The 25,789-nt window shown below is 72.3% G+C and carries 28 protein-coding genes and 1 pseudogene; 16 read left to right on the top strand and 13 right to left on the bottom strand.

The annotated features are described in order from the left end of the window. Positions 1 to 7 precede the first annotated feature (7 nt). The 3 genes from AB0F52_RS29795 to AB0F52_RS29785 all read right to left on the bottom strand — a co-directional run bounded on the left by AB0F52_RS29795 (position 8) and on the right by AB0F52_RS29785 (position 2,741). Positions 8 to 400 (bottom strand): FixH family protein, encoded by a 393-nt coding sequence (locus AB0F52_RS29795; RefSeq protein ID WP_360178129.1) that lies wholly within the window; start codon positions 398 to 400, stop codon positions 8 to 10. Continuing rightward, positions 397 to 1,794, bottom strand: a complete 1,398-nt coding sequence (locus tag AB0F52_RS29790) for a hypothetical protein (RefSeq protein ID WP_360178126.1) — start codon at positions 1,792 to 1,794, stop codon at positions 397 to 399. Before AB0F52_RS29790 ends, AB0F52_RS29795 begins: the two co-directional genes overlap by 4 nt. A gap of 95 nt (positions 1,795 to 1,889) precedes the next feature. After that, positions 1,890 to 2,741 (bottom strand): alpha/beta hydrolase, encoded by an 852-nt coding sequence (locus AB0F52_RS29785; RefSeq protein WP_360178123.1) that lies wholly within the window; start codon positions 2,739 to 2,741, stop codon positions 1,890 to 1,892. 54 nt (positions 2,742 to 2,795) lie between these two features. Here AB0F52_RS29785 and AB0F52_RS29780 point away from each other — a divergent pair, with 54 nt between their 5' ends. Next, on the top strand, positions 2,796 to 3,347 hold the full coding sequence (locus AB0F52_RS29780; RefSeq protein WP_360178120.1) for a CGNR zinc finger domain-containing protein: 552 nt from the start codon (positions 2,796 to 2,798) through the stop codon (positions 3,345 to 3,347). A gap of 162 nt (positions 3,348 to 3,509) precedes the next feature. Here AB0F52_RS29780 and AB0F52_RS29775 read toward each other — a convergent pair whose 3' ends face one another. The 3 genes from AB0F52_RS29775 to AB0F52_RS29765 are packed head-to-tail and all read right to left on the bottom strand — an operon-like array spanning position 3,510 to position 6,294. After that, a complete protein-coding gene (locus tag AB0F52_RS29775; RefSeq protein ID WP_360178117.1) occupies positions 3,510 to 4,376 on the bottom strand; it encodes an oxygenase MpaB family protein in 867 nt (288 codons plus the stop codon). Further along, the gene (locus AB0F52_RS29770; RefSeq protein ID WP_360178114.1) at positions 4,376 to 4,951 is read right to left on the bottom strand and encodes a TetR family transcriptional regulator; all 576 of its coding nucleotides are present in this window, start codon (positions 4,949 to 4,951) and stop codon (positions 4,376 to 4,378) included. Before AB0F52_RS29770 ends, AB0F52_RS29775 begins: the two co-directional genes overlap by 1 nt. Beyond that, positions 4,918 to 6,294: an amidase gene (locus tag AB0F52_RS29765; RefSeq protein ID WP_360178111.1), complete on the bottom strand. Its 1,377-nt coding sequence runs from the start codon at positions 6,292 to 6,294 to the stop codon at positions 4,918 to 4,920. Before AB0F52_RS29765 ends, AB0F52_RS29770 begins: the two co-directional genes overlap by 34 nt. Positions 6,295 to 6,421: 127 nt before the next feature. Between AB0F52_RS29765 and AB0F52_RS29760 the strand changes: the two genes are divergently transcribed. Both AB0F52_RS29760 and AB0F52_RS29755 read left to right on the top strand, forming a co-directional pair. Then, entirely contained in the window at positions 6,422 to 6,979 is a 558-nt protein-coding gene (locus tag AB0F52_RS29760) for a dihydrofolate reductase family protein (protein WP_360178108.1), read from the top strand. A gap of 28 nt (positions 6,980 to 7,007) precedes the next feature. Continuing rightward, the gene (locus AB0F52_RS29755) at positions 7,008 to 8,036 is read left to right on the top strand and encodes a D-cysteine desulfhydrase family protein (protein WP_360178105.1); all 1,029 of its coding nucleotides are present in this window, start codon (positions 7,008 to 7,010) and stop codon (positions 8,034 to 8,036) included. 84 nt (positions 8,037 to 8,120) lie between these two features. Here AB0F52_RS29755 and AB0F52_RS29750 read toward each other — a convergent pair. After that, positions 8,121 to 8,681, bottom strand: a pseudogene (locus AB0F52_RS29750) (DUF998 domain-containing protein); the annotation flags it as partial. A 34-nt stretch (positions 8,682 to 8,715) separates the two neighbouring features. After that, positions 8,716 to 9,501 (bottom strand): hypothetical protein, encoded by a 786-nt coding sequence (locus AB0F52_RS29745; RefSeq protein ID WP_360178102.1) that lies wholly within the window; start codon positions 9,499 to 9,501, stop codon positions 8,716 to 8,718. 91 nt (positions 9,502 to 9,592) lie between these two features. Here AB0F52_RS29745 and AB0F52_RS29740 point away from each other — a divergent pair, with 91 nt between their 5' ends. Beyond that, positions 9,593 to 9,802: a sigma factor-like helix-turn-helix DNA-binding protein gene (locus AB0F52_RS29740; protein ID WP_014154112.1), complete on the top strand. Its 210-nt coding sequence runs from the start codon at positions 9,593 to 9,595 to the stop codon at positions 9,800 to 9,802. Then, the gene (locus AB0F52_RS29735) at positions 9,802 to 10,329 is read left to right on the top strand and encodes a Clp protease N-terminal domain-containing protein (protein ID WP_360178098.1); all 528 of its coding nucleotides are present in this window, start codon (positions 9,802 to 9,804) and stop codon (positions 10,327 to 10,329) included. Before AB0F52_RS29740 ends, AB0F52_RS29735 begins: the two co-directional genes overlap by 1 nt. Here AB0F52_RS29735 and AB0F52_RS29730 read toward each other — a convergent pair. Beyond that, on the bottom strand, positions 10,326 to 10,967 hold the full coding sequence (locus AB0F52_RS29730; RefSeq protein ID WP_360178095.1) for a hypothetical protein: 642 nt from the start codon (positions 10,965 to 10,967) through the stop codon (positions 10,326 to 10,328). The genes AB0F52_RS29735 and AB0F52_RS29730 overlap by 4 nt on opposite strands. 61 nt (positions 10,968 to 11,028) lie before the next feature. Here AB0F52_RS29730 and AB0F52_RS29725 point away from each other — a divergent pair, with 61 nt between their 5' ends. Further along, entirely contained in the window at positions 11,029 to 12,477 is a 1,449-nt protein-coding gene (locus AB0F52_RS29725) for a PLP-dependent aminotransferase family protein (protein ID WP_360178092.1), read from the top strand. Positions 12,478 to 12,971: 494 nt separating this feature from the next. Here the strand turns inward: AB0F52_RS29725 and AB0F52_RS29720 are convergent, their stop codons facing one another. Together AB0F52_RS29720 and AB0F52_RS29715 are read right to left on the bottom strand one after the other, a co-directional pair. Next, positions 12,972 to 14,384 carry a hypothetical protein gene (locus AB0F52_RS29720; protein ID WP_360178089.1) on the bottom strand — a complete coding sequence of 471 codons (1,413 nt, stop codon included), beginning with the start codon at positions 14,382 to 14,384 and terminating at the stop codon, positions 12,972 to 12,974. Between the two features lie 749 nt (positions 14,385 to 15,133). Continuing rightward, on the bottom strand, positions 15,134 to 16,300 hold the full coding sequence (locus AB0F52_RS29715; RefSeq protein ID WP_360178086.1) for a pyridoxal phosphate-dependent aminotransferase: 1,167 nt from the start codon (positions 16,298 to 16,300) through the stop codon (positions 15,134 to 15,136). A 29-nt stretch (positions 16,301 to 16,329) separates the two neighbouring features. Here AB0F52_RS29715 and AB0F52_RS29710 point away from each other — a divergent pair, with 29 nt between their 5' ends. After that, positions 16,330 to 17,628, top strand: a complete 1,299-nt coding sequence (locus AB0F52_RS29710) for a DUF445 domain-containing protein (RefSeq protein WP_360178083.1) — start codon at positions 16,330 to 16,332, stop codon at positions 17,626 to 17,628. 214 nt (positions 17,629 to 17,842) lie between these two features. On the opposite strand, the gene AB0F52_RS29705 is transcribed toward AB0F52_RS29710, so the two are convergent. Beyond that, the gene (locus AB0F52_RS29705; RefSeq protein WP_103341406.1) at positions 17,843 to 18,304 is read right to left on the bottom strand and encodes a CGNR zinc finger domain-containing protein; all 462 of its coding nucleotides are present in this window, start codon (positions 18,302 to 18,304) and stop codon (positions 17,843 to 17,845) included. A gap of 83 nt (positions 18,305 to 18,387) precedes the next feature. Here AB0F52_RS29705 and AB0F52_RS29700 point away from each other — a divergent pair, with 83 nt between their 5' ends. The 3 genes from AB0F52_RS29700 to AB0F52_RS29690 are packed head-to-tail and all read left to right on the top strand — an operon-like array spanning position 18,388 to position 19,772. Continuing rightward, a complete protein-coding gene (locus tag AB0F52_RS29700; RefSeq protein WP_360178080.1) occupies positions 18,388 to 18,756 on the top strand; it encodes a VOC family protein in 369 nt (122 codons plus the stop codon). Between the two features lie 7 nt (positions 18,757 to 18,763). After that, positions 18,764 to 19,159, top strand: coding sequence for a zf-TFIIB domain-containing protein (locus AB0F52_RS29695; RefSeq protein WP_360178077.1), 396 nt, complete (start codon positions 18,764 to 18,766; stop codon positions 19,157 to 19,159). 1 nt (position 19,160) lies between these two features. Continuing rightward, positions 19,161 to 19,772 carry a nucleoside kinase gene (locus AB0F52_RS29690; protein WP_360178074.1) on the top strand — a complete coding sequence of 204 codons (612 nt, stop codon included), beginning with the start codon at positions 19,161 to 19,163 and terminating at the stop codon, positions 19,770 to 19,772. On the opposite strand, the gene AB0F52_RS29685 is transcribed toward AB0F52_RS29690, so the two are convergent. Beyond that, on the bottom strand, positions 19,769 to 20,962 hold the full coding sequence (locus AB0F52_RS29685; protein ID WP_360178071.1) for a methyltransferase domain-containing protein: 1,194 nt from the start codon (positions 20,960 to 20,962) through the stop codon (positions 19,769 to 19,771). The genes AB0F52_RS29690 and AB0F52_RS29685 overlap by 4 nt on opposite strands. Positions 20,963 to 21,109: 147 nt before the next feature. Between AB0F52_RS29685 and AB0F52_RS29680 the strand changes: the two genes are divergently transcribed. The 6 genes from AB0F52_RS29680 to AB0F52_RS29655 all read left to right on the top strand — a co-directional run bounded on the left by AB0F52_RS29680 (position 21,110) and on the right by AB0F52_RS29655 (position 25,735). Then, positions 21,110 to 21,529, top strand: coding sequence for a helix-turn-helix transcriptional regulator (locus AB0F52_RS29680; protein WP_360178263.1), 420 nt, complete (start codon positions 21,110 to 21,112; stop codon positions 21,527 to 21,529). Continuing rightward, the gene (locus AB0F52_RS29675; RefSeq protein WP_360178068.1) at positions 21,526 to 22,215 is read left to right on the top strand and encodes a hypothetical protein; all 690 of its coding nucleotides are present in this window, start codon (positions 21,526 to 21,528) and stop codon (positions 22,213 to 22,215) included. The genes AB0F52_RS29680 and AB0F52_RS29675 overlap by 4 nt, the downstream gene beginning before the upstream one ends. 84 nt (positions 22,216 to 22,299) lie before the next feature. Then, complete coding sequence (locus tag AB0F52_RS29670) at positions 22,300 to 22,593, top strand: DUF2516 family protein (RefSeq protein WP_013222364.1); 294 nt, start codon at positions 22,300 to 22,302, stop codon at positions 22,591 to 22,593. 147 nt (positions 22,594 to 22,740) lie between these two features. Further along, positions 22,741 to 23,286 (top strand): YbaK/EbsC family protein, encoded by a 546-nt coding sequence (locus AB0F52_RS29665; RefSeq protein ID WP_360178260.1) that lies wholly within the window; start codon positions 22,741 to 22,743, stop codon positions 23,284 to 23,286. Continuing rightward, positions 23,283 to 24,290 carry an ornithine cyclodeaminase family protein gene (locus tag AB0F52_RS29660; RefSeq protein WP_103341413.1) on the top strand — a complete coding sequence of 336 codons (1,008 nt, stop codon included), beginning with the start codon at positions 23,283 to 23,285 and terminating at the stop codon, positions 24,288 to 24,290. Before AB0F52_RS29665 ends, AB0F52_RS29660 begins: the two co-directional genes overlap by 4 nt. After that, positions 24,287 to 25,735, top strand: coding sequence for an aromatic amino acid lyase (locus tag AB0F52_RS29655; RefSeq protein WP_360178065.1), 1,449 nt, complete (start codon positions 24,287 to 24,289; stop codon positions 25,733 to 25,735). The genes AB0F52_RS29660 and AB0F52_RS29655 overlap by 4 nt, the downstream gene beginning before the upstream one ends. Positions 25,736 to 25,789: the final 54 nt, after the last annotated feature.

The raw sequence follows: 25,789 nt of genomic DNA, 5'->3' as shown, positions 1-25,789 counted from the left end.
CCTCCTTCTATTTGACCAACACGGGAAAGACGACCTGCGCGGGCCCGCCGGGGCCGCGCAGCGAAACGGTGATCTCCCACTGCCCGGCCATCGGCAGCCCGACGTCCGCGGCGCGGAAGCGGCCGGGCCCGTCCGGCCCGGCGGGCACCGGCGCGAACGCGTGCCCCATCTGCGCCATGACCGGCGCGACCGTGACGGCTTCGGGCGCGGGCCCGGCCACCGCCACCGCGAACGTGTTGCCGCCGATGCGTGGCTGGTCCGCGGAGAACTGGACGGTGTACGGACCCGAAACCGCCTGCTGCGTGGTGGAGTTCGCGCCCTTGCCGCCCCATAGCAGCCAGGCGGCACCGGCCGCGGCGACCAGCGCGACGAGGGCGATCAGCAACGTCGGGCGTTTCATCGGGCGGCTCCTGTCGTCGGGACGTCGACCACGGCGGGGACGGTGAGCACCCGGTAGCCGCGTTCGGCCTGCAGCCAGATCCGGTACCGGCCGGGCTCGGCGAAGGTGTAGGTGAAGCTGACGTCCGGGCCGTACGCGGCGACTGTCTCGTCAGGACGGTCGAGCTGGCCCGCGACCGGCGGGACCATCGCGTGGACGTGCGCCCACGTCGGGGCCTTGGCGGCGCCTTCGCCGGCGGGGCCGGTGAACGGCCCGGTGACGATCAGGTGGCCGAGCATGCCCAGCCACGGCTGGAGGTCCTGGGCGGGGAAGTGCGCGGTGATGGTGGTGGGCGTCCCCGGGCTGATCGTGAGGTCGACCGGGGTGCCGTCGATGGTCCGCGGTCCGGGGCCGGGCGGTTCGGGCGCGGGAGCCGCGGTGCCCTTCATGTCCACAGTGGACCGGGCGAGCTGGACGCCGCCGCCGCGCCGGGCCAGTTCCGCGGCGACGGCGTAGGTGCCCGCTTCCGGATCGGCGACGCGGACGCGGTAGTCGCCGGGGCCGACGCGCACCGGGTGCAGGTGGCTCAGCCGGCCCGACGGGGAGATCAGCACCAGGTGCACGAGCGCGTTGTCGTGCACCAGCAGGTCGTCGACCGGGCGGCCGGTGGCGCCGTCGGTGAGCCGCAGCTTCAGGTCGCCCTGCCGGGCTTCGACGGCGAGGTTCACCGGCGGCCGTGAGTAATCCACTGTGGACAGGCGCGCGTTCGCGTACGGATCGGTGACGTTGTCGAACGTCGGGTCCAGCTGACTGCCGGGCGCGGGCGGCGGGGGAGTGCTCGCCGACAGCAGCGCGCCGGTGACGGCGACGGCGAGCGCGGCGACCACGCCGGCGCCCGGGATGAGCGCGTACGCGGTCCGCCGGGCCCGCACCCCGACGAGCAGGGCGATGAGCAGGAAGGCGCCGGCGGCGACGAAGCCACCGTAGGTCGCCTTCTCCCACGGCGGCACCACCCGCGCGGGCACGATGAACGGGATCGTGGCTCTTTGTCCGGCGCCGTCATCCAGCGAGAGTTCCCACGGTCCCGGTTTGTCGACTTGGAGATTTCCCGCGTAGACACCCGGGGTGGCGCCGAGGACCATGTCGGCGCGCGCGCTCGGGACGCCGTCGGCCGCGACGGCTAGGTGCAGCGTGCCGGGCGCGGTGCCCTGGTGCGTCACGACGTCCACCCGCAGCGGCGACGGTGTCGTGGCGACGCGGCGGATGATCACGGTCAGCTCGCGGGCGCCGAGCGTCTGGGCGACCTGGATGTCGGCGCCGGCCGGTGCGCCGTCGGCGTGCGCGATCCCGCTGCCGGCCGCGATCCCCAGTGCGGCCAGCAGCATCAGCAGTGCGGCTTTCGATTTGCTCCCCATTGTGGGCCGAACCTAACCGGCGGGACCGGTGGCGCGCGTCACGGCGGCGAGGGAACTCCGGTCCCCGGTTCGGGGGACCCCGGGCCCCGGGAGTCTCAGGGGTGGAGGAATTTCCGCAGGTGGGTGACCACTTCGGCGGGTTGTTCCTCGGGGAGGAAGTGGCCGCACTCGGCGAGGGCTTCGCCGGTGACGTCGTCGGCGTACTCCCGCCAGATCTCGAGCGCCGGGAGCGTGCCGATCAGGCCGTTGGCGCCCCAGAGGGCGAGGACGGGCTGGGTGACGCGCTTTCCGGCTTCGAAGTCCGCGTCGTCGAGTTCGGCGTCGTCGGGGAAGGAGGCGCGGTAGTCGTCGAAGCCGGCCCGGAGTGCGCCCGGCTGGGAGAAGGCGCGGACGTACTCGGCCTGCGCGTCGGCGTCGAGCGCGTGGCGCTGGTAGGTCCACCGCTCGAAGAAGTAGCCGAGGTAGGCGGCGATGTTCTGCCCGGCCAGGAGTTCCGGCAGGTCGGGCTGGAGGTGGAAGAGCCAGTGCCAGGACGGCTTCGCGATGACGTCGAGCCGCTGCCACATCGCGCGGGTGGGCACGATGTCGAACACGGCGAGGCGGTCGACCTGGTCCGGGCGGTCGAGGGCCCAGCGGTGGGCGACGCGGCCGCCGCGGTCGTGGCCGGCGACGGCGGTCTTGGCGAAGCCCAGGTGGTCGGCGAGGGCGGCGATGTCGGCGGCCATCGTGCGCTTGTCGTAGCCGGACTGGGGTTTGTCGCTGCGGCCGTAGCCACGCAGGTCGGGGGCGATCACGGTGTGCGTCTCGGCGAGCGGCGCCATGACCTCGCGCCAGCAGTGCGACGTCTGCGGCCAGCCGTGCAGGAGGAACAGCGGCGGGCCGTCGCCGGCTTGCCGGTAGTGCATCCGAATGCCGTTCACGGTGGCCATGTTCTCTAACCGGTTCATGGGGTTAGACGGTACCGCTGCTTCTAACTGTCTTCAAGGGTTAGAGTGAGGGGCATGGAATGGGTCTTCGACGGCGGACGGCCGTGCCTCGACCTCGTCAACACGATGCGCAGCCGGCACGAAGAGGGCGTGGAGCTGCTGACCGGCCCGGACGCGCTGGCCGAGTGGCTTGCGCTGGCGGGGTTCACGACGGGCCCGGTGCCGGTGACGGCGGGCAACGTGCTGGCGGCGAAGGCGCTGCGGGAGGCGATCGACCGGGTGCTGCTGCCGCCGGAGGACCTGTCGAGGATGGACGTCGAGCTGGTCAACAACGCGGCGGCTTCGGCCCCGGCGCCCCCGCCGCGCCTCGCGCTGGTGGACGGCGTGCTGCGCCGCGAGGTCCCGGCCCCGAAGGACCCGGTGGCGGCGGCGTTCGCGGCCTTGGCGGCGGACGCGATCGACCTGGCCACCAGCGACGCGGAGGTCCGCATCTGCGCGGCAGACGACTGCGGCCAGCGCTTCTGCGACGCCTCACCGCGCCGAAACCGCCAGTGGTGCTCGATGGCGAGGTGCGGAAACCGCGCCAAGGCCCGCGCACACTACGCACGAACCCTCACCCGCGACTGACGCCCGCGAGGGCCCCGCCGTGTCGACCAGCCAATCACGCGAGTTGGCGCTCCAGTCACGCGAGATGCCCCTCCGATCACGCGAGATGCCTCTCGAATCTCGCGAGATGCCCCTTCAGCCACGCGAGATGCCCCTCCGATCACGCGGGTCGACCCGCCGCGGTCAGGGCCGGGGCTGCGCGCCCGGCCCGTCGCCGCGGACCAGGGTCCGGTAAACCTTCGGGTGCGCGCGCAGCCACACGTTGAGCTTCCCGACCCACCGCATGGGCGCCGTCCGCACCCAGGCCGGGATCGGCGTGCTCGCGATCCGCACACACCCCGAAAACCGCTCGAACCGGCGCTGGTCCGCATCCGTCCACTGTAGACCAAGCGTTTCCCGCAACGACGGCGGCAAAGTGGCCCGCACCAAGAACATCTGCCCCCGCTGCAAGCCCCGCCACCACGAATCCGGCAGCCCCCTCACCGGCTTCGGCACCGTCCGGATCGTCTCGAGGAGCGTGTCGATCGTGGCGTTCGTCCCGAACCCCGCCACCATCGCGTCGTAGTACCGCTCGAAAGCCGCCCAATCCCGCGGCAGATCCCGCTCCCGGACCCCGAGCACGCGCCCGATGTCACGCATCTGCGCGTAATATTCCGAAAGCTCCGATGTGGACAGTGGCTGCCCGAAGAACCGTTGCGCGTCGACCGGAGCCTTCACCAGCGTCGCGTGCACCCACGCATACGCCGCGGGGTCGAGCGCGCTGTAGCGCCGTCCGTCCGCCATGCCCGTGAACGTCCGGTGCAACGCACGCAACCGTGCGGCTTCCACCCGTGCCCCGGACTCGCCGCCGTAGACGTAGATCGACAGCGACGCGACCGTCCGCATCAGCCGCGTCCACGGATCCGCTGCGTAGTCCGAATGGTCCCGCACGCCCGCCGCGACGACCGGGTGCGCCACCTGCAGCACCAGCACCTGCTCCGCCCGCAGCGCGTCGCGGAAGTCGCCGAAGTACTTCCACGCCGCCGTGCCGCGGACGACCGGCCGCGCCATCAAGCTCCGCGGAGCAGCATCATCAGGGGCTCGGCCACCGGGGTGTCCGTCTCGCCGGTCGCCAGCCGCCGCAGCTGCAACCCCGCGATCAGCGCCACCACCGGCCCGGCCAGCCGCTGCGGCTCCGGCACGCCCAGCGCTTCCAGGATCGTCACGGCCAGCTCGTCGTACGCCGCGAAGCAGCGCGAAGAAGCTTCGTGCAGCTCCGGATCGCGGGCGGACTGGAGGTACAGCTCGTGCGCGCCGAGCTCGTCGGCGTCGAACGGGAGCTGCGCGATGACGTGCTCGACGACCGAAGCCGCCTGCTCGAGACTGAGACCCGCCGCGCGGTAGCCGTCGACGATCGCGCCGAGCTTCGCCGTCTCCTCCTCGGCGAACATCAGCATCGCCTCGCGCAGCAACGCCGTCTGGCTCGCGAAGTGGTAGGTCAGCGTGCCGAGCGAGACGCCGGCGGCGGCGACGATCCGGCGGTTCGTCAGCCCGCCGACCCCGTGTTCGCCGACGACGGTCAGCGCGCCGCGCAGGATGGCGTCCCGGGTGCTTACCAGCTTGTCTCGGGATGCCGCTCCGGCCACCGTTCGACCTCTTCCAGTTGCGCGGCAAGCGAAATCAGCCGCTCCTCGGCGTGCGACGGGCCGAGCAGCTGGGCCCCGAGCGGGAGCCCGTCGGCCGTGAGCCCGGCCGGGACGTTGACCCCCGGCCAGCCCAGCACGTTCCACGGCCAAGCGTACGGGCAGGCGGCGATCATGGCCTGGTCGGTCTCCCAGCCGGACAGCCCGTCGAACGTGCCGACCGGCGGCGGCGGGGTGGCGGTGGTCGGGGTGAGCAGCACGTCGACGCGGCCGAACACCGAGCCGATCCGCCGGTGCAGGCCCGGCTCGAGGGCGCGGGCGAGCCGCAGCGCGGGCCCGGCCAGGAGCCGGCCGTGGCCGGCGTTGCTGCGCGTGCGCGGGTCGAGCCCGGTGCGGTCGGGCACCCGCAGCGTCCAGTCGCGGACGCCGGTGAGCGAACGCGGCAGGAACGTCAGCCCGATCAGCCCGTAGTCCGGCTCGACCTCGACGATTTCGTGCCCCAGCCCGGCGAGGGACTCGGCGAGCCGCCGGACGTTCGCTTCGACGACCGGGTCGAGCCGGGTCTTGGTGGCGGTGAACGGGATCCGCGTCGACAGCCCGATCCGCAGCTTGCCGGGCTCCCGCGCGGCGGCTGCGCGGAACACGCCGGGTGTCCCCGCCGCGGCGTCGAGCAGCAGGGCGGCGTCTTCGGTCGTGCGGGCCAGCGGGCCGAGCACGGTCAGGCCGTGGAACAGCTCGCCGTCGGTCGGGATCCGGCCGCGCTGGGGCTTGATGCCGACGAGCCCGGTCCACGCGGCCGGGATGCGCACCGAGCCGGCGCCGTCGGACCCGAGCGCGGCCGCGATGACCCCCGACGCCACCGCGGCCGCGCTCCCGCCCGAAGAACCCCCGGGGGTGTGGCCGGGGTGCCACGGGTTGCGCGTCACGCCGAAGGCCGGGCCCTCGGTGAACGGCCACTGGCCCAGCTCGGGGGTGTTCGTCTTGCCGATGATCACCGCTCCGGCCTCGCGCAGCAGCGCGACCGCGGGCGCGTCGGCCGTCGCGCACGGGAATTCGCCGGGGCAGCCGAAGGACGTGGGCAGGCCGGTGAGGTCGACGTCGTCCTTGATCGCGACCGGCACGCCGAGCAGCGGCGCCCGGTCCCCGGCGGCCAGGCGCAGGTCGGCCTCGACGGCTTCGCGGCGGGCCTCGTCGTCGCGCAGGTGGCGGAACGCGTTGAGCGTCGCCTGGCTGGCGTGGGCGCGTCCGAGCGCGGCCGCGGTGAGCTCGGCGGAGGTGACGTCACCCGCGGCGAGCCGCGCGGCCTGGGCGGCGAGGCCCGTGAAGTCGAGGCTCATAGCGGTCATGGCGGCCTCCGGAGGCTCTCGTTCGTTCGAACGAACGTTACCGGATACCGACGGTTTCCGGCTACTCCCCGATGAGTTTTCGGCCGGCCGGACGTCTACCCGGCCAACGACTACGTGAGGAGATCCCATGGCCACGGCGCACGCGGGCATGAGCATGTCGCTGGACGGCTTCGTCGCCGATCGCCACGGCGGCACGGCCCGGCTGTCCGACCCCGCCGCGTCGAACGGCAGCGAGTGGATGACCGACCTGATCCGGGAGACGGGCGCGGTCGTCCTCGGCCGCCGGACGTTCGCGATGGCCGAGGACCCGGACTGGTACGTCGGCAACTACGAGTTCCAGGTCCCGATCTTCGTCGTCACCCACACGTCGCCGGCCACGCTGCCCGCGCAGGACGAGCACCTGACCTTCACCTTCGTGACCGACGGGGTCGCGTCGGCGGTCGAGCAGGCGAAGGCGGCCGCGGGGGACAAGGCGGTCAAGGTGATCGGCGCGAGCGTGGTCCGCCAGGCCGTGCGGGCCCGGCTGGCCGACGAGCTGCACGTCCAGCTCGCCCCGGTGCTGCTGGGTGCCGGGCTGCCGTTGTTCGGCGACCCTGATCTCGACGGCGTCGCTTTGCGCCGGCTCGGCGTGCGTGAAGTCGGGTCGCACACGGAACTCCGCTTCGCGGTGCTTAACCCCCTATAGTGGTTAGAAAGCCGAGCCTGGAGGGCCGATGCCGTTCGACTTCGCCGGATTCCCCGACGCCGCGCTGGCCGCGGTACCCCGCGTCGACCTGGGTGGCTGGCCGACGCCGCTGCACGAAGCGCCGCGGCTCGGCGAAGCCCTCGGCCTGCGGAACCTCTGGCTCAAGCGCGACGACGTGCACCCGCTCGGCGCCGGGGGCAACAAGCTCCGCAAGCTGGAGTACCACCTGGGTGCGGCCAAGGAAGCCGGCGCGGACACCGTGCTCACCTTCGGCGCGCTCCAGACCAACCACGGCCGCCAGACCGCCGCCGCGTGCGCGAAGCTGGGCCTGCGCTGCGAACTCGTGCTCACCGCCAAGGTCCCGCGCGACGGCGAGGCGTACGAACGCGGCGGCAACCTCCCCCTCGACCGGCTCTTCGGCGCGACCGTCCACGTCTGTGCCGACGGCGAGGAGACCGGCCGCACCTACGACCGCCTGGTCGCCGAAGCCGCCGCCGAGGGCCGGAAGGTCGCCACGATCCCGGTCGGCGGCTCCAACGACCTCGGCGCCCTCGGTTACGTGCGCGCCACCCGCGAACTGGCGAAACAGCTGGAAGAACGCGGCATCGAGCGGGCGCACCTGGTCGTCCCGCACGCCAGCGGCGGCACCGCGGCCGGGGTGGCGCTGGGTACCGCGCTCCTCAAGAACCTGGGCGTCGGCATCGCCTGCGTCAGCCACCCGCTCGACGAGGCCACGGAGAACCTCCGCGACCTCGTCGACGGCGCGGCCGAGCTCCTCGGCGTGGAACCGCCGTCGCTCGCGCACACGAGAATGGGCGATTCCACGCTCGGCCCCGGTTACGGCATCCCGACCGACGCAGTCTGGAACGCCCTACGGCTCTTCGGTCGCACCGAGGGCGTGGTGCTCGATCCGGTCTACACCGGCAAAGTGGCCGCCGCGCTGATCGAATGGGCGGGCCACTTCGCTCCGGACGATCACGTGGTGTTCCTGCACACCGGCGGCATGCCCGGCCTGTACGGCTACACGCCCGAATTCGCGGCGGCCGTCGAAGGCTGATTCCAGCCGGGTCGCCAGCCGCAGCAGCGTGCCCAGCAGCACGACGTCGGCGAGCAGCAGCAGCCGCTGCATGACGCCGATGGGGAAGGCGTCGGAGATCTCGCGGAACGGCGTCACGCCGGCCTCGCTCAGCCGCACGAACACGAAGCTCAGGGCGAAGAGCGCGAACGCCCCTGCGCTCAGCCGGATCGCCCGCACCAGCGCGACGCGCTCGGGCCGCCCCCGCAGCGGCTCCAGCAGCGAGATCGCCCCGCCGGGCAGGCTGCAGAACGCGACCAGGCACGCGTAGAGGTGGATCTCGCCGCTCACCGGGTCCGGTGCCTCGGGGTAGCTGGCCGGGAAGATCGCGGCCGCGGCCATCCCGAGCGCCCACAACGCGAGCAGCAGCCGGGTCGTCCGCGACAGCGGCACGCCGGCAACCTGCAGCGCACCGAGCACCGCGAGCGACCCGATGGCCAGCGAGAGCACGCTCGCCCCGAGCAGCCCTTCGCCGCGGTCGGTCACCGTGTAGCTCGACAACGTGTCGTACACCGGGTTGCGCGAGCTGACCACGTGCAGCACCACGGCCGTGAACAGGCCCCACCCGATCGCACCCAGCGCAACGAGCCGCCACGGTCTCGTGCGCTTCCCCGCTTCCGTCCCCATGCGTCCAGGGTCTCGGGAAACGCGAGCGTCGTGATCAGGGAAGACCCTGAATAACCCCCTGATTGAAATCCACGAGGACGAGCGCCTGGTCGTCGTGCCGCTTGGGCCGGGGCCAGCGTTCGCCGTCCGGATCCTGCTTCTCGGCGGTGCGGACGGCGTCCAGCACGGCGTCGGGGCCGTCCGCGCGGGTGACCGCCAGGACCTCACGCCAGCCGAAGAGCTCGTACTGGTCGACGCCGATGGACACGCCGTCGCTGGCGAGCAGCACCGCGTCGACGTCGGCTCGCCGCCAGCTGCGCCGGACCGAGTGCGCGGCGGCGCCCGGGTCGGCTTCGGCGACCCAGAAGCCGTCGTGGGCGTTGCGCCGGCGGCGGACGTCGGCGCCGGTCTGGAGCATCCCGCGCCGCCGCAGCCGGGCGAGCCGGTCGTCCGAGACGATGTCGATCCCGAAGCCGCCGAAGCCGACCACCGGGCTGTCGGCCAGGACGAGCGCGTCGACGCGGTCTTCGAGCCAGCGCACGGCCGCGACCGTGCTGGACGGCGAGCGCTGCGGCCGCAGCCGGTGTTCCGCCGTGAGCGCGGCGATCGCGCTGGTCAGGATCTCGGTCAGGTCGGCTTCCGGAGCCGCGCGGAGGTCGTCGCCCAGGCGCCGGGCCAGCCGTTCGGCGTACCAGCCGCCCGGGGGTTGCGCGGGGTCCGAAGACGTAGCGCCGTCGAGGACCAGCACCGCGTTGTCCAGTACGACGATGTGGTCCTCGGTGGGGCGTGGGTGGCCGTCGGCGCCCACCCCGGCCCGCTCGGCGATCGCGATCTCGGGCATCACCCGACTGTACGTCGCCCCTCCGCGGGTTTCGCGCTGAGCGTGTCAACGTGAGTTGACAGTGCCGAGATGTCAACGTAGGTTGACAAGCATGACGGAAGCGACGGATTTGGCCGCCCGGGCGGGTGACCGCGATCCCCGGGTGGGGCTGCGCGCGGTCGCCGCGCTCCGGCGGCTGCTGGAACAACTGGAGGCCGTGCAGGTCCGCAGCGCGCGGGTGCAGGGCTGGTCGTGGCAGGAAATCGCTGCCGAGCTGGGGGTCAGCCGGCAGGCCGTGCACAAGAAGTACGGGAGGCACTGATGTTCGAGAGGTTCACGGCCGACGCGCGGCTGGCGGTCGTCGAGGCGCAGATCGTGGCGCGGGAGTCCGGCTCGGTGGAGATCGTCCCGGCCCACCTGCTCGCCGGGCTGGTGAAGACCGGCGTCCAGGTGCTCGCCGAACTGGGCATCTCCACCGACGACATCGCGGCCGAACTGGCCCGCACCCGGCGCCGCGGCGGCGTGAGCGACGCCGACGCCGAGGCGCTCACCGAGTTCGGCATCGACGTCGAGCAGATCGTCGAACGCGTGGAGCAGACCCACGGCGAAGGCGCGCTGGCCGGACGGCTCGGCCCGGCCAAGCGTGGGCACATCCCCTTCACCGCGCAGTCGAAGAAGACGCTGGAGCTGAGTCTCAAGGAAGCCGTCCGGCTGGGCGACAAGCACCTCGGCCAAGAGCACATCCTGCTCGCGCTGGCCCAGCAGCGCGGCACCGACGACGTGCTCGCCCGGCGCGGCGCGGACTACCAGACGCTGCGCCGGGCCGTACAGCAGCGCAAGGCGGGCTAGTGACCCTGCTGCGGCTCCTGCTCTTCCCGCCAGGTGGTCCAGGGCAGCAGTGCCTGGGTGAGCGGGCCGATGGCGAGGGCGTAGAGCACGGTGCCGATCCCGACGGTCCCGCCGAGCAGGAAACCGGCCGCGACCACGGTGACCTCGATGCCGGTGCGTACCAGCCGGACCGACCAGCCGGTGCGCCCGGCCAGCCCGGTCATCAGGCCGTCGCGGGGGCCCGGGCCCAGCCGGGCGCCGACGTAGGTCGCGGTCGCGACGCCGTTGAGCGTCACGCCGCCGACCAGCAGCACGATCTGCCACACCAGTTCGTGCTGGTCCGGGAGCACCGCGCGGACGACGTCCACCATGACCGAGATGACCACGACGTTCGCGATGGTGCCGATGCCGGGCCGCTGGCGCAGCGGGATCCACAGCAGCAGCACGGCCACCGAGATCAGGCCGGTGACCGTGCCGAACGTCAGGCCGGTGTGCTTCAGGACGCCTTCGGCCAGCACGCTCCACGGCTCGAGGCCGAGGCCGGCGCGGGTGACGAGGGCGACGCTGGTGCCGTAGAGGGCGAGGCCCGCGAGCAGCTGGACGCTGCGGCGGGCGGGGTCACGGGAGATCCGGACGGGCCGGAGGTCGGTCTGAGCCACATCTCCACTATCGACCGCAAGTGGCCTTGTAAACCATAGCCAATTCCAGGATATTGGCCTTATGGAAGCCGTGCTCCCAGTAGGTGGACGCATTTCAGGGCCGCGATTGGCCGTCATGCTGGGCTCGTGGCGGCAAGGCGGCTCGCGGCAGGGGGCGGCCGACCTGGCCGCGGCCATCGAGCTGCAGGTGCTGGACGGCCAGCTCCCGCTCGGCACCCGGCTGCCCGCCGAGCGCGAGCTGGCCGACGCGCTCGGCGCCAGCCGGACGCTGATCGGCGCGGCGCTGGACCGGTTGCGGGAAAACGGGTTCGTCGCGAGCCGCCGTGGCGCGGGCTCGTGGATCGCCGCGCCCGGACGCCGCCGCCGCGGCCCGCTCGCGCCGGTGGGCGACGGCTCGATCGACTTCACCCACGCGTCCTCGCCCGCCATCCCGGGCACGGCCGCGGCGGTCGACGCCGCCCGCGGCCGGCTCGCCGGCCACCTGGGCGACCACGGCTACCAGGAACGCGGCCTGCTCGGCCTGCGCGAGCGGATCGCGCGGCGCTACACCGAGCGCGGGCTGCCGACGACACCGGCGCAGATCATGGTCACCAACGGCGCGCACCACGCGTTCGTCCTGGTCCTGCGCATGCTCGCCGGTCCCGGCGACCGCGTGCTGGTCGAGCAGCCGACGTACCCGAACGCCCTGGAGGCGATCCGCGCCGCGCACGCGATCCCGGTGCCGGTGGCGCTCGACCCGACCGGGGCGCGCGGCTGGGACATCGCCGGGGTCGACGCGGCGCTGCGCCAGGCGTCCCCGCGGTTCGCCTACCTCGTCGTCGACTTCCAGAACCCGACCGGCCTGCGCCTGGACGCCGAAGGCCGCTCCCGGCTCGGGACCGTGCTGGCCCGCGCCCGGACGCCGGTGGTGGTGGACGAGACGCTCGTCGAGCTGGACCTGGAGGGCGATCCCCTGCACGGGCCGCCGCCGCTGGCCGCGTTCGCCGGCGACCTGGCCATCTGCGTCGGCTCGGCGTCGAAGACGCACTGGGGCGGGCTGCGGCTCGGCTGGATCCGCGCGTCGGAGGACCTGCTCGGCCGGCTGGTTTCGGCGCGCTACGCGGTCGACCTCGGGTCGCCGGTGTTCGAACAGCTCGTGCTGACCGAGCTCATGGCCGACGAAACGTTGCTGGGCCGCCGGCGCGAGGAGCTGCGCGGCTACCGCGACGCCTTGGCCGCCGCCGTGCACCGGCACCTGCCGGACTGGACTTTCACCCTGCCGGACGGCGGCCTGTCGCTGTGGTGCCGCATGCCGGAGCCGGTGAGCTCACGCCTGGCGGTGGCGGCGGCGAGCCATGGCGTGCAGGTGGCGCCGGGCTCGCGCTTCGGCGTCCACGGCGGGCTGGAGCGCTGGATCCGGCTGCCGTTTTCGCTGCCACCGGACCGGATGGATGAAGCTGTCCGGCGGCTGAGCGCGGCCGAAGCGTCGGTCCGCGGCACCCCGGCTTCCCTGGACGCACCCATCGCATGAACGAACCGGTGCGCTGGATGCGAGCCCGCTCCCAGGGATGGGCGGCGTTCATGTGCATCCAGCGCACCGGTTCGTGTTCCACACGACCCGCTCACGGACGTGACCCCGTTCGCGGGTACCGCGGCTTCCCGGCACAGCCCCTCGACGTGCCGGGAAGCCGGCGGCTCAGGTGCGCTCGCGGTACTGCGAGTCCTCGCTCGGCGCGGTGAGCAAGGGCTCCCGGAGCGCACCCGGTGTGGGTCCCGGCGCCGCGGGGGCAGCGCGGCGCCGGGACCGGGATCCGACCCGGCCGGGCGCGGTCGGCCGGTCGGAAAGTTCGTGGGTTCGCATGGTTTTCGCCCCTGGGGTACGTCGGACGCGCCAAGGCGTCACGAGACGTGAAAGAGCCACGGATTCCAAGCTGGAGCTGGGGAAACGTCACGCCTCAACGGCGTGCGGGTGCGCCTTGATGATCTTGATTTGGACGCACTTGTCCCCGGCTGCGCGCCTCGGCGTCAGTCGGGGGAAGTGGTGGGCAGGGCGGCTTCCCTGCCCGCGCCGTCGACTTCGTGGTCGCGGCTGGTGCCGATCAGCTTGAGCTGCGTGGTGGTGACGTCGTCGGTGTGGACGGCGAACGCGTGGCGGGCGCCGCCGGGGCCGTCGTGGCCCGGGGCGGCGGTGGGGGCCGGCGCGCTCGGCGCGGTGGTGCCGCCGCCGGGCAGGCCGGGCGTGGAGTCGCCGCCGCCACCCGTGGCGTGGGTGCCGGAGTCGCGCGGCCGCTCGTGGACCACCGGCAGCGATTCCGCGTGCTGGAGGACGACGAGGCGCGTGACCACGACCCGGGCGGCCTGCTGCGGGTCGGCCGTCGTGGGAACCGGAACGGCGGCCGGGACGACGGTCTCGGCGACCGTGGCCGGTGCCTGGGTGACGACGGCCGCCGTCACACCGGGCACGACCGCGATGACGCCGCCGGAGTTCGAGCCGCCGAGCACCGGGCCCAGGATGTCGTCGAGGGGCAGCAGCAGGGGCCCACCCGGGTGGCCCGTGAGCGGCTGGGTGAGCGGCGCGAGCACGGTGTGGGAAAGCGTGTCCGTGACGGCGCCGACGGTGCCCGTGACGGTGGAGAGCGTGCCGCCGACGACGTCCAGGACGCCGCCGAGGAGCCCGCCGAGCAGGTCGCCGCCGGACGAAGTGGTCTTGGCCGGCGCGGCCGGCTCGTCGGCGGTGTCCTTTGTGGTCGCTCCGCTGACCGCTTTCAGCGTGCCGCCGACGAGGGAGCCGAGCAGGTTCCCGCTGGAGGAGGTGGCCTTCGGTGCCTCGGAGCTGTCCTCGGAGATCGCCTTGGTCGTCGACTTGGTAGTCGGCTTGGCGGGGGCCGCGGTCTCGGCAGCGGTCGAGCTGTCCGACGTCGTGGCGGGCTCCTCGGTGGAAGAGCTTTCCGAGGCGACCGGCTCGACGGCGGGATCGCTGTCCGGCGTGGTGGCCGTCGGCTCTCCGTCGGCCGAGCTGTCCTTTGTGGCCTCGGGCGCGGCGGGCGTCTCGTCCACCTGTGGCTCGTCCGCCGGGGGCGGTTCGGCGCTGTCGGCCTTCGGCTGCACCGCGCAGGTGGCGGCACCGGTCTCGTGGTGGCCCTTGCGGTGCCTGGCGTGCCAAAGCGGCTTCGCGGCATGGTCCACAGTGGAGACCACGGGCGCTTCGGGGCACGTCGGCCGGTCGGCCGCCGATGCGGTGCTGCCGGACAGGGCGGCGCCGAGCAGCCAGCCGGCGAGGGTCAGCCCACCGGCGACCAGGATCTTGGCGGCGGGCCGCTGCAGCGAGGTCGTCCACGGGCGCGGCGCACGTGCGCGCGCGAGCAAGGCTTCCGGTTCACCCGGGGTGAGCGCAGGCCGAACGGGAGCGTCGCGGCGTGCGTCCGCCGTGCTGCTCACCGCCACCACCACCGTCCGCGCCTGAGGCTTCCGCGATTCCCGCTCGAGCCTGTTCTTGCTGGGGTCTTTCTCCGGCCAGGTCGCAGTTCCCCCGGGGCTGCACTCTTTCTAGCACCGCTCGAAGTCTTTCATCTCTCCCGCGTTCGATCCAGCCCGTAAGGACCAGCAGCCCGCCCGGGCCAGGTATCTGCGGCCGACAAGTTGATCACTCTCAGTGCCGTTCGGGTGTTCGCTTACGGCCATTCGGACGAGTTCTGCAACTTGCACGTTTCCGGTTGACCTGATGTTTCCGGGCGGCCGAACGCGCTTTGTGTCGAGTCGGTTCCGCTCGGTGCGCGCACTGCGGTTTCGGGGGCGTGACCGGAATTCGCCCGGGCGCGGGGCGGCCACTGGGCCGAACGGGGTCCCCCACGCGGCTTCGCTTGCCCTGCGCCGAAACCGAGCGGCTCGAACCGGTCCGGGATCCGGCTGCGGTCCGTGATCACGACGGTCTCGACCGGACGCGTCGCGAGACGTCCGGCGTGGGCGGCGCTCGCCAGGCGGAGCCCCGCGACAAGAGCTGGCGGTGTCCGCCGTGGTCGTCGCGGGAGGCAGTCATCGCGGTCGCGGAGAGTGACAGCCTGGAGTGGCAAGTGGTGGGCACGCGGACTGGCCCGGCCGACCTCCGGCGCGGTGGCCGAGACGGCCCCTGCTCCCGGTGCCCCGCCGGAACGGCCGCGAAGGACGTCTACTCAGCCGGAGCGCGGTGATCAGACCAGTTTGCGCAACCGGGTGATGGCCTCGTCGATGACCTCGTTGCGCTTGCAGAACGCGAAACGCAGCAGGTGGTTCCACTCGTCCGGGTGATCGGTGAAGACCTTCACCGGCACCGCGGCCACCCCGACCCGGCCCGGCAGTTCCCAGGCCAAATCGGCGGCGTCGGCGAAGCCGAGCGGCCGGACGTCGACGCAGACGAAGTACGTGCCCGCCGTCGGCCGGACGGCGAACCCGGCGTCCGCGAGGCCGGCCGAAAGCCGGTCGCGCTTCTCCTGCAGCGACGCGCGCAGGCCGTCGACCCAGGGCAGCTCGTGGTCGAGCGCGTGCGCGACGGCGGGCTGCAGCGGCCCGCCCGACACGAAGGTGATGAACTGCTTCGCCGCCTTCACCGCCGCGACGAGCTCCGGTGTCGAGCAGACCCAGCCGATCTTCCAGCCGGTGCAGTTGAACGTCTTGCCGGCGCTGGAGATGCTCACCGTCCGCGGCCGCATGCCGGGCAGCGTGACCAGCGGGATGTGCTCGGCGTCATCGAAGACCAGGTGCTCGTAGACCTCGTCGCAGATCGCGATCAGGTCGTGGTCGACGCACAGCGTGGCGAGCGCTTCCAGCTCGGCGCGGGTGAACACGGTCCCGGTCGGGTTGTGCGGCGAGTTGACCAGGATCGCCCTGGTCCGCGGCGTGACGGCGGCGCGCAGCCCGTCGACGTCGAGGCCGAACCGGCCGTCCGGGCCCTCGACCAGGCCGACGACCCGCCGCTCGGCCCCCGCCATCGCGACCGCGGCGGCGTAGGAGTCGTAATACGGCTCGATGACGATCACCTCGTCACCGGGCTCGGTCAGCGCCAGCAACGCTGCCGCAATGGCCTCGGTCGCGCCCGCGGTGACCAGGATCTCGGTGTCCGGGTCGTACTCGGTGCCGTAGCGCTGCCGGTGCCGCGCGATCGCGGCCCGCAGCTCGGGCCGCCCGAGCCCCGGCGGGTACTGGTTCGCCCCTCCGAACAGGGCGTTCTTCGCCGCTTCGAGCATCCCGGCCGGCCCGTCGGTGTCCGGGAAGCCCTGGCCGAGGTTGACGGCGTCGTGCCGGACGGCCAGTGCCGTCATCTCGGCGAAGATGGTCGAGGTGAACGGCCGGAGCCGGGGGACGAGAGCAGGTTCGCGCACGATCAGCCATCCTCACGGACAATGGCGATGTGGAGCAACTGACCCCCGCGAAGGTGACGCCCGCCGACCCACCGGGCGGCGCGGCCGGTGAAGAGGAAAAGCGGCGTGCGCTGCGCAAGATGAAGCTCGTCGCGCTGTCGTTCCTGGTCGGCGCGACGATCGTGTTCCTGCTGACCAGCTGGGCGCAGTCGGCCGGCTGGCCGGGCTGGGTCGGCTACGTGCGCGCCGCGGCCGAGGCCGGCATGGTCGGCGCGCTGGCCGACTGGTTCGCCGTCACGGCGCTGTTCCGGCACCCGCTCGGGCTGAAGATCCCGCACACGGCGATCATCCCGAACAAGAAGGACGCCCTGGGCAACAGCCTCGGCGACTTCGTCGGGTCCAACTTCCTGTCCGAGGAGGTCGTGCGCGACAAGCTCAAGCGCGTCGAGCTCGCCCGGCGGCTCGGCGGCTGGCTCGCCGAGCCGGACAACGCCGAGCGCGTGACGTCCGAGCTGGCCACGGCCGTCCGCGCCGCCGTGAAGGTGCTCCGCGACGAGGACATCCAGGCGATCATGGAGCAGGCCGTCGCGCGCCGGATCATCGACAAGCCGTGGGGCCCGCCGCTGGGCAAGATCCTGCAGGGCGTGTTCGCCGACGGGGCGCACCACAAGCTCGTGGACCTGATGTGCGACCGCGGCTACGAGTGGGTGCGCGACAACCACACGACGATGCTGCGCGTGGTGTCGGACCGGGCGCCGAGCTGGTCGCCGAAGTTCGTCGACGAGATGCTGGCGGACAAGGTCTACGGCGAGGTGCTGTCCTTCGCGTGGGCGGTCAAGACCGACGTCAACCACCCGATGCGGCTGGCGCTGGACAAGTTCCTCGGCGAGTTCGCCCAGGACCTGCAGACCAACCCGGAGGTGATGGCCCGCGCCGAGCAGGTCAAGGGCCAGATCGTGCACCACGAAGAGGTGCAGCGGCTGATCGGCTCGGCGTGGAGCACGGCGAAGGAGATGCTGCTGACCGCGGCCGAGGACCCGTCGAGCGAGCTGCGCCGGCGTGTCCGGCTCGGGCTCACCTCGCTCGGGCAGCGGCTGATCACCGACGACCAGCTGCGCGCGAAGGCCGACGGCTGGGTCGAGGGGGCCGCGGCGTACCTCGTGAAGAACTACTCACGGGAGATCACCACGATCATCACCGACACGGTCGAGCGATGGGACGCCGAGGAGACGTCCCGCAAGATCGAGCTCCAAGTGGGTCGCGACCTGCAGTTCATCCGGATCAACGGCACGGTGGTGGGCGCGCTCGCCGGGCTCGTCATCTACGCCGTCGCGGAGCTGCTGTTCTGAGGAGCTTGGTCGTATACCACACCTGGGGGAGCCTCAAACCAGTTGTCCACAGGAAGCTGAGTTATCCCCGGGGTTATCCACAGCTTTTCACGGTGATGGCCTAACGGCTGTCCACAACGTATGGGGGCGGGGCGGTCCGGGGCGTGGATATGTGGTGCTCCGTCCCCAAGTTGTCCACAACCGTTCGAGGGTCCGCCGCTCGGATGAGGGCTCCTCAGCCCGCGGCGGCGCGGGCGCGCCAGCCGCGCGCCTTCTCGCGGTTGCCGCAGACACGCATCGAGCACCACGTCCGCGAGCGGTTGCGCGACTCGTCGTAGAACGCCCACAGGCAGGTGTCGGCGGGGCAGATCTTCAGCCGGATCCAGTCGCCGCGCACGACCAGGCGCGCGCAGGCCGCGAACACCGCGCCCACGACGTCGTCCGCGACGAGCGCCGGCCCGTCGGCGGTGAGGGAGATCCGGGTGCCGACGTCGACGCGGCCGCCGGGCAGCCGCGGGTCGCCGATCGCCGCGCGCAGGGCGTCCCGCGCCGCGCGGGCTTCGCCGGCCGGATTCGCCGCCAGCTCGTGCGCGGCCGCCCACCCGCGCCACTGCCCGGGATCTTCGAGCAGGTCGGTGCCCTCTTCGACGTTGACCGTGTTGAGGAACTCCACCACGAGGGAGGCGTCGGTGTGCACTTGCCGAGTGTACGGCGGTTGCCTTCGGGTGGGCTAACCCACATAATCGCTTCACTGGTTACTCAGGATCGAAGGGAGCGACGATGAGTGCGGTACCGACCCTGGGCGTGGTGGCCCTCGACTGCCCCGACCCGGTGGCGCTGGCCGAGTTCTACCGCGCGGTGCTGGAGTGGGAGGCGCCCGAAGTGGCCGAGGACGGGCACTGGGTGACGCTGGTCAACCCCGCCGGCGGCGCGGGCCTCGCGTTCCAGCGGGTGCCCGACTACCGGCCGCCCGCGTGGCCGTCCGCGGAGAACCCGCAGCAGATGCACCTGGACCTGAACGTCACGGACCTGGAAGCGGCGCACGAGCGCGTGCTCGGGCTGGGCGCGAAGCTGCTCGACGACAACCCGGAGACGTTCCGCGTCTACGCCGATCCGGTCGGGCACCCGTTCTGCCTGTGCGCCTGCTGAGGCGTTTTTGCGTAGGCTCGGCGGTGTGATTTGTCCGAAGTGTCAGAACCAGATGCGCACCGTCGACAAGAACGGCATCCACATCGACCAGTGCGACGGTTGCCGCGGGATCTTCCTCGACCGCGGTGAGCTCGAGGCCATCGTCGGTGCGGAGAGCTCTTTCTACGGCCGGCAGCCACAGCCGTACCAGGGCGGTCACGGCCGTCCCGACTCGCCGCGGCCCTACCGCGGCGGTCACCCGGACTCGCCGAAGGCGTACCGCGGTGGCTACCCGGATTCGCCGCGGCCGCACCGCGGGGGATACCCGGACTCGCCGCGGCCGCACCGGGGGTACCCGGATTCGCCGCGTCCGTACGGGCACGGGAACCGCAAGCGCAGCTTCCTCGAGAACCTCTTCGACTGAAATGGGTCTCGACCTGCGGATCTGCCCGGCGTGCGGCGAGCTGGCCGAACAGCCGGTCGTCGCGGGCTCCGTCATCACGTGCCCGAAGTGCGGGCACGAGCGGCCGTTCCGGAAGCTGCCCCTCTTCGCGCTGACCGGCCCCAGCGGCGCCGGGAAGTCGACGATGGGGCCGCTGCTGGCCGGGCGGTTCGCCGGCGACGTCGTGCTGCTGGAGCAGGACATCCTCTGGATCGATGCCCTGCGCGGCGACGTCACGTCGTTCCGCTCGGTCTGGCTGCGGATGGCGGCGATGGTGCAGCAGAACGGCCGCCCGGTCGTGCTGTGCGGGACGGTGGCGCCGCCGGAGTTCGAGCAGCTGCCGGAGCGCGCGTTCTTCAGCGACATCCACTACCTGGCGCTGGTCGGGTCGCCGGAGTCGCTGCGCGCCCGGCTGCGGGCGCGGCCGGCCTGGCGGGAGTGGGACGAGCCGCGGATCGACGAGATGCTGGAGTTCAACGACTGGCTGCGGAAGTCGGGCCCGGCCCTCGGTGTCGACCTCTTCGACACCACGGAGGTGTCCCGCGAGGCGACGGCCGACCACGTGGAGAAGTGGATCCGGGCGCGGTTGCCCTAGCTCGCCGGACCGAGGTCGCGCCCCGGTGCGGGTGGCCGGTCGGTTTGGTCCAGCGGCCAGGTGCGCCCGTCCGGCGAGTCGAGCCAGAACTCCTGGCGGTCGCCGGTCACCGTGACCCCGAACCGGTCGCGGTCCGGCTTGCCCAGCTCGCACCACTCGACGAAGGCCGCCTCGGCGAGCTCCCACAGCGCCCGCGGGCCGCCCTGGGCGACCTCGTCGGCGCCGCCGCGCTTGCGGTGGCGGACCCACGAGCCGTCCGGGTGGACCAGCGCGAGACCCGGCGTTTCGCCGTCCCCTTCGCGCACCGGCCGGACGCCGGGCAGCGCCAGCCCGGCGAAGAACTCGAACTGCTTGCGGGGCTGGAGCACCGTCGACATCGGCAGCCGCGTCTGCTCCCAGTCGCCGCGCGACGGCATCGGCAGCGGGCCGGTCTCCGGTAGCCGGTGGGCGCGCAGCGGCATGAAGCGGCCGTCGCGCGCGAGGACGCGGCCCTGCGCGGTGCCGTCCTCGCCGGCGACGAGCCGGACCAGCCCGGCGCCGATCGGGCGGTTCAGCGTCGTGACGATCAGCCCGCCCGGCGCGGTCTGCGCCGGCCAGGCCGGCGGGATCGACGACACCGAAGCGGTGCACAGCACCCGGTCGAAGATCTTCCCGGCCGGGAAGCCGAGCGCGCCGTCGCCCACCGCGCAGGCCGGGTGGTGACCCGCGGCGGCCAGCCGCTCGCGCGCCGCCGCGACGAGCACCGGATCGATGTCCACTGTGGACACCCGGCCGGCGCCGCAGCGGTGGCTCAGCAGCGCGGCGTTGTACCCGGTGCCGGTGCCGATCTCGAGGACGCAGTGCCCGTCGCGCACCCGCAGCTCCTCGAGCATGATCGCCATGATGGAGGGCATGCTCGACGAGCTCGTCGGCGTGCCCGCCACCGGGCCGGTGCGCCGGGCGAGCTCCCAGCGGTCCGGATCGTCGTCGAGCTGCGTCACCAGCACGTCGCGGGAGTAGACGGTCTCCAGCCAGCCGGGGTCGCCGCGGTCGACCGCCGCCCACAGCCCGCCCGCCGGCACGAAGAACCGCGGCAGGAAGACGTGGCGGGGGACCGCGCGGAAGGCGGCGATCCACTCCGGCGCGTGCAGGACGTCCTCGTCGAGGAGGTGCTCGACGAGGCGTCGCCGCAGCCGGGCCGAGCGCGTCATGGGACCACGGTAGCGGTGAGCACCACCACACCCGAAAGTTGCAAGCAGTGTGCTTGCAATAGCTAGCACTCCCGCGTACCGTCGAAGGTGTCGCGAGGAGGTGACCGGATGCCAGAGACCGGTGGGACGTCAGGATCCGGCAGTCCCATGGAGAAGGTCGCGGACATCGCTTCCGACATCGGCGAGTACATCCGCCAGCAGCGCAACACCGCGAAGATCTCGTTGCGCCAGCTGTCGAAGCTCGCCGGCGTGTCCAATCCGTACCTGAGCCAGATCGAGCGCGGGGTGCGCAAGCCCAGCGCGGAGATCCTGCAGCAGATCGCCAAGGGCCTGCGCATTTCGGCGGAAGCGCTGTACGTGCAGGCCGGGATCCTCGATTTGCCGACGGGCGGCCCGGTGGGCGACGCGATCCGCGCCGACGCCGAGCTGACCGAACGGCAGAAGCAGGTCTTGCTCGACGTGTACGAGTCCTTCCGGCGGGAGAACGCCGCGGCACGGCCGGCCGCCGCTCCTGCCCCGGAAACCACAGACACCACACCAGCCGCGAACACCGAGGAGTCACCATGACCACCCCCAAGACCGAAGACGTCAAGAAGGCCGTCACCACCGCCCTCGACCAGGTCCGCACCCCGCTGCTCGCCGCGCTCGGCGCCGGCAACCTGGCCACCCACGCCGTCACCGACGCCGTGGCGAAGGCCAAGGAGAACGTGACCAAGAGCGGCGAGGTCGCCCGCAAGAACCTGCAGGAGCTGCCGACCGACGTCGAAAGCCTCCGCGAGAAGCTGGACCCGGCCGAGCTGCGCAAGGCCATCGACGAGTACACCGAGGCCGCGCTCAAGCTGTACAACAAGCTGGCCGAGTCGGGCGAGCAGGCGTGGGACAAGATCGCCACGCAGCCGCAGGTCAAGAAGGCCATCGAGCAGCTCGAAGAGGCCCTGACCACCGCGCAGGGCCAGGTCGAGGGCGTGACCACCGAGGTCCGCGAGCGCGTCGACGGCGTGCTGGCCAAGGTGACCAAGCGCACCCGTTCGGCCGGCGAGAAGACCGCCCGCAAGGTGACGAAGGTCGCCGGCGAAGCCGCCGACACCGTCGAGGAGCTGGGTGACGACCTCGCCCACGAGACCCGCTCGGTCGCCCGCAAGGCCGCGAACAAGACGGCCCCGAAGACGGCCGCCCCGGCCCGCCGCACGACCACGACGACCACCACCAGCGCCGCCGCGAAGAAGCCGGCCGCGCCGAAGACCGACAAGTGACATCGCTGTGAACTCCCGGCCCCGCCACCGCACCCCCGGTGGCGGGGCCGGGGTCGTTCGGGTGGTTTGCCGTAAGCTGTCGCTGTGCTAGTCGCCATCTGGATCCTCAATGTCATCCACTGGGGCAGCGCGCTGGTCGGGCTCTTCGCCTTCGTGCACGCGCTGCTCCAGCGCGCCGACGCCTACTCCGCGGCCGACCGCAAGACCAAGCCCATCTGGATGCTGATCACCGGCGGCGCGACCCTCGCCATGGTGCTGTTTCCGGTGATGGGCCCCGGGATGATCTTCTACGTGCCCGCCATGGCGGCGGCCCTGGTCTACATCGTGGACGTCCGCCCGAAGCTGATCGAAGTCCAGCGCGGCGGCTCCAGCTGGTGAACCACGCCGTGGTGCTGTTGCGCCCGGTGTGATCTTTCCCGCTTCCGGCTCCTGCTTTCGTCGCGCCAGGTGAATCTCCCTCCGCTCCTGCCGGGTGAGCCTCCTTCCCACCCCCGTCCGCCGTGGCGGGGGCGCTGTTTAATGGGGATCGTGACCTGGACCATCGCCGGGAGCCTCACCGTCGTTCCCGCCCCCACGCGTACTGACCTGCTCGCCGAGCCCGTGGCCAAGGCCCTGGCCGCGCTCGCCGACCCGGACGCCGTCGGCGTCGCGGAGATCGACCCTTCGCTCGCCGACACCGCCGCCTTCTGCGAGGCCTACGGCTCGCCGCTCGAGGCGTCCGCGAACTGCGTCGTCGTCGCCGGCAAGCGCGCGGGCGAAGTCCGCTTCGCGGCCGCGCTCGTGCTCGCGACCACCCGCGCCGACGTCAACGGCGTGATCAAGCGCCGCCTCGACGTCCGCAAGGCGTCGTTCGCGCCGATGGACGAAGCCGTCTCGCTGACCGGGATGGAGTACGGCGGCATCACGCCGGTGGGCCTGCCCGCCGAATGGCCGATCCTGCTCGACCGCCGCGTCGCCGAGGCACCCGAGCTCGTCATCGGCAGCGGGATCCGCCGCAGCAAGCTGCTGATCTCCGGCGCCGCGCTCGCCGCCCTGCCCGGCGCGGAGGTCGTCGAGGACCTCGCCCGGTGACGTCCGTCTGGCTCCGGTACCTGACCGGTGCCGACATCGACGCGCTCGGCGTCACCGACGCCGAGATCGTCGCCGCGGTCGAGGACGTGCTCGCCGACCACGGCCGCGGCCAAGTCGTCTTCGAGCCGCGTACGCACCTCGTGCCGGACAACGGCGGCAAGGGCCACTTCAACATCCTCCGTGGCCACCTCTCCGCGAAGCAGGTCAGCGGGGTGAAGGTCGTCGGTGACTTCGTGGGGAACTTCGAACGGGGCCTCCCTTCGGAAATGGCGTTGATCCTGTTGCTCGACCCGGACACCGGCATGCCGCGGGCGATCGTCGACGGCACGATGATCACCGAGGCCCGCACCGGCGCGATGACCGCCGTCGGTGCGAAGTACCTGGCCCGCCCGGATTCACGGGTGCTCGGGCACATCGGCGCCCGCGGTACCGCCTGGTGGAACGTCGTGCTGCTGGACTCCTTGTTCGACTTCGCCGAGATCCGCGTGACCAGCAAGCGCCCGGAGTCGCGCGAGGACTTCGGCCGCCGGCTGTCCGAGCGGCTCGGCAAGGACGTCCGCGTCTGCGCCACGGCCGAGGAGACCCTGGACGGCGCGGACATCCAGGTCGAGGCCTCCCGGCTCGTCGAGCCCGAGGCGCTGGTGCGCCGCGAGTTCCTCCGGCCGGGCACCTTCCTGGTGCCCTACGGCACGATCAGCGCGCTCGAGCTCACGCTGCTCGACGACATCGACAAGGTCGTCGTCGACGACTGGCGCGAATCGCGGTCCGGCAACCCGCGGTTCGGCGCCCTGCGCCCGCAGCTCAACGCCGGCCTCCTCACCGCGGACAACGTCCACGCCGAGATCGGCGACATCGTGGCGGGCAGCAAACCCGGCCGCGAGCACGACGCCGAACGGATCCTGTTCTGGCACCGCGGACTGTCCACAACGGACGTTGCGGTGGCGAACATGATCCTCGCCCGTGCCGAGGCTTCCGGCGTCGGCACCATGCTGCCCTACCGATGATCGTCTCCGACAGCGAGTTCGCTGACAGTGAACGGTTGATTCTGGACAAACCGCTGGTAGAAGCCCTGAAGCGACGCCGGGAAGAGGTCTTGACGGCCCTTGCCGAGCCGGTAAATCCGGTCTACGGGGTCACCACCGGGATGGGCCGCCTCGCGGGGGTCGTGCTGGATCCGCGGCAGCAGGCCGAACACCAGCGCAACCTGCTGATCGGCCGGGCCGTCGGCGGGCCGCCGTGGCTGCCGCCCGAAGACGTCCGCGCACTGCTCGTCGTTCGCCTGCGCGACTTCCTGCGGCCGTGGTCGGGGGTGAGCGCCGAGTTGGTGCAGTTCCTGGTGGACCGGTTGAACGACGGCTTCACGCCCGCGGTGCCGCGCTTCGGGCTCGGCAGTTCGGGCGAGATCATCGCGCTCTCCCACGCGTTTCAGACGTTCCTCGGCATCGGCACGGTTTTGGAGGACGGCGTCGAAGTGCCGGCCGCTTCGGCGCTCGCTGCGCGTGGTGCCACGCCTTATGTCCTTGGGCCGAAGGAAGGTGCTTCGCTGCTTCAGGGTTCTCCGCTGGCGATGATGCACGCTGCGCGTGGCTGGACCGAAACCCAGCAGCTCATCGACCTGCAGACGCTCACCGCGGCGATGGCGATCGACGTGCTCGGCGCGCCGCGTGCGGTGTTTTCCCCGGTCATGGCGGGCGGCGACGACCACCTACGGGCGTTGCTGCACGAGCTGACCGAGCTGGTCGGCATCGGCCCGGTGCGGCCGGGTGTGGTGCAGGCCCCGCTTTCGGTGCGGGTCGCGCCGCGGGCGTTGGCGCACGCGTCTCGCGTCAACCGCGACTTGCACGAAACCCGGCGACGCTGGGAAACGATGCCGGGTGATTCGCCCTCCTTCGTCGACGGTGTTTTCGTGCCGGGCACCGGGTATCACGCGGTGGACCTGGGGTTGCGGATGGACGCGGTGACGGCCGCGCTGGTGCACCTCGGCGAAATTTCGGTGCAGCGGACGCACCGGTTGCTGGACGAGCGGTTCAGCGGGTTGCCGCCGCAGCTCACGGCCGATCCGGGGCCACGGGCGGGCTTGGTCCCGCTGCACAAGCGGGCGGCCGGCGAACTGCACGCACTGCGCCGGCTCGCGACACCGGCGACCCTCGGTTCGATCGACACATCGGCCGGTCAGGAGGACGTGCAAGCGTTCGCGTCGGCGGCCGGCGAGCAACTGCGCGCGGCGGCTTCCCACCTTTTCGCGATCACGGCGTGCGAGCTGATCACGGTGTCCCAAGCCCGGTACCTGGCCGGTGGGGACGGCGTGCCGGGGCTTCGCGCGGCCTACGGGTGGGTGCGGTCGGTGGTGCCGCCGCTGGACGAAGACCGCTCTCTGGGACCCGAAGTCGAGCGTCTGATTGCTGTTTGCCGAGCGGCTTTCTTCGACGATCTGGCGACGCTCACCTGACCCACCCGCGGGGGCGCCCCCCGTCTCGACACTATCGCGCGGCGCCGACGATTT

This window comes from Amycolatopsis sp. NPDC024027 (assembly GCF_040638975.1).
Taxonomy (GTDB): domain Bacteria; phylum Actinomycetota; class Actinomycetes; order Mycobacteriales; family Pseudonocardiaceae; genus Amycolatopsis.
Note: the sequence above shows the minus strand (reverse complement) of the source record. Positions and strands in the feature narration are given on the sequence as shown.

Coding starts and splice junctions, on each gene's coding strand:
- AB0F52_RS29745 (WP_360178102.1), bottom strand. CDS start 9,501: ATGCCCGAGATCGCGATCGCCGAGCGGGCCGGGGTGGGCGCCGACGGC.
- AB0F52_RS29760 (WP_360178108.1), top strand. CDS start 6,422: ATGGCCACGGCGCACGCGGGCATGAGCATGTCGCTGGACGGCTTCGTC.
- AB0F52_RS29790 (WP_360178126.1), bottom strand. CDS start 1,794: ATGGGGAGCAAATCGAAAGCCGCACTGCTGATGCTGCTGGCCGCACTG.
- AB0F52_RS29785 (WP_360178123.1), bottom strand. CDS start 2,741: ATGAACCGGTTAGAGAACATGGCCACCGTGAACGGCATTCGGATGCAC.
- AB0F52_RS29655 (WP_360178065.1), top strand. CDS start 24,287: ATGATCGTCTCCGACAGCGAGTTCGCTGACAGTGAACGGTTGATTCTG.
- AB0F52_RS29700 (WP_360178080.1), top strand. CDS start 18,388: ATGAGTGCGGTACCGACCCTGGGCGTGGTGGCCCTCGACTGCCCCGAC.
- AB0F52_RS29780 (WP_360178120.1), top strand. CDS start 2,796: ATGGAATGGGTCTTCGACGGCGGACGGCCGTGCCTCGACCTCGTCAAC.
- AB0F52_RS29795 (WP_360178129.1), bottom strand. CDS start 400: ATGAAACGCCCGACGTTGCTGATCGCCCTCGTCGCGCTGGTCGCCGCG.
- AB0F52_RS29690 (WP_360178074.1), top strand. CDS start 19,161: ATGGGTCTCGACCTGCGGATCTGCCCGGCGTGCGGCGAGCTGGCCGAA.
- AB0F52_RS29775 (WP_360178117.1), bottom strand. CDS start 4,376: ATGGCGCGGCCGGTCGTCCGCGGCACGGCGGCGTGGAAGTACTTCGGC.
- AB0F52_RS29725 (WP_360178092.1), top strand. CDS start 11,029: ATGGAAGCCGTGCTCCCAGTAGGTGGACGCATTTCAGGGCCGCGATTG.
- AB0F52_RS29675 (WP_360178068.1), top strand. CDS start 21,526: ATGACCACCCCCAAGACCGAAGACGTCAAGAAGGCCGTCACCACCGCC.
- AB0F52_RS29735 (WP_360178098.1), top strand. CDS start 9,802: ATGTTCGAGAGGTTCACGGCCGACGCGCGGCTGGCGGTCGTCGAGGCG.
- AB0F52_RS29765 (WP_360178111.1), bottom strand. CDS start 6,294: ATGACCGCTATGAGCCTCGACTTCACGGGCCTCGCCGCCCAGGCCGCG.
- AB0F52_RS29685 (WP_360178071.1), bottom strand. CDS start 20,962: ATGACGCGCTCGGCCCGGCTGCGGCGACGCCTCGTCGAGCACCTCCTC.
- AB0F52_RS29755 (WP_360178105.1), top strand. CDS start 7,008: ATGCCGTTCGACTTCGCCGGATTCCCCGACGCCGCGCTGGCCGCGGTA.
- AB0F52_RS29740 (WP_014154112.1), top strand. CDS start 9,593: ATGACGGAAGCGACGGATTTGGCCGCCCGGGCGGGTGACCGCGATCCC.
- AB0F52_RS29680 (WP_360178263.1), top strand. CDS start 21,110: ATGGAGAAGGTCGCGGACATCGCTTCCGACATCGGCGAGTACATCCGC.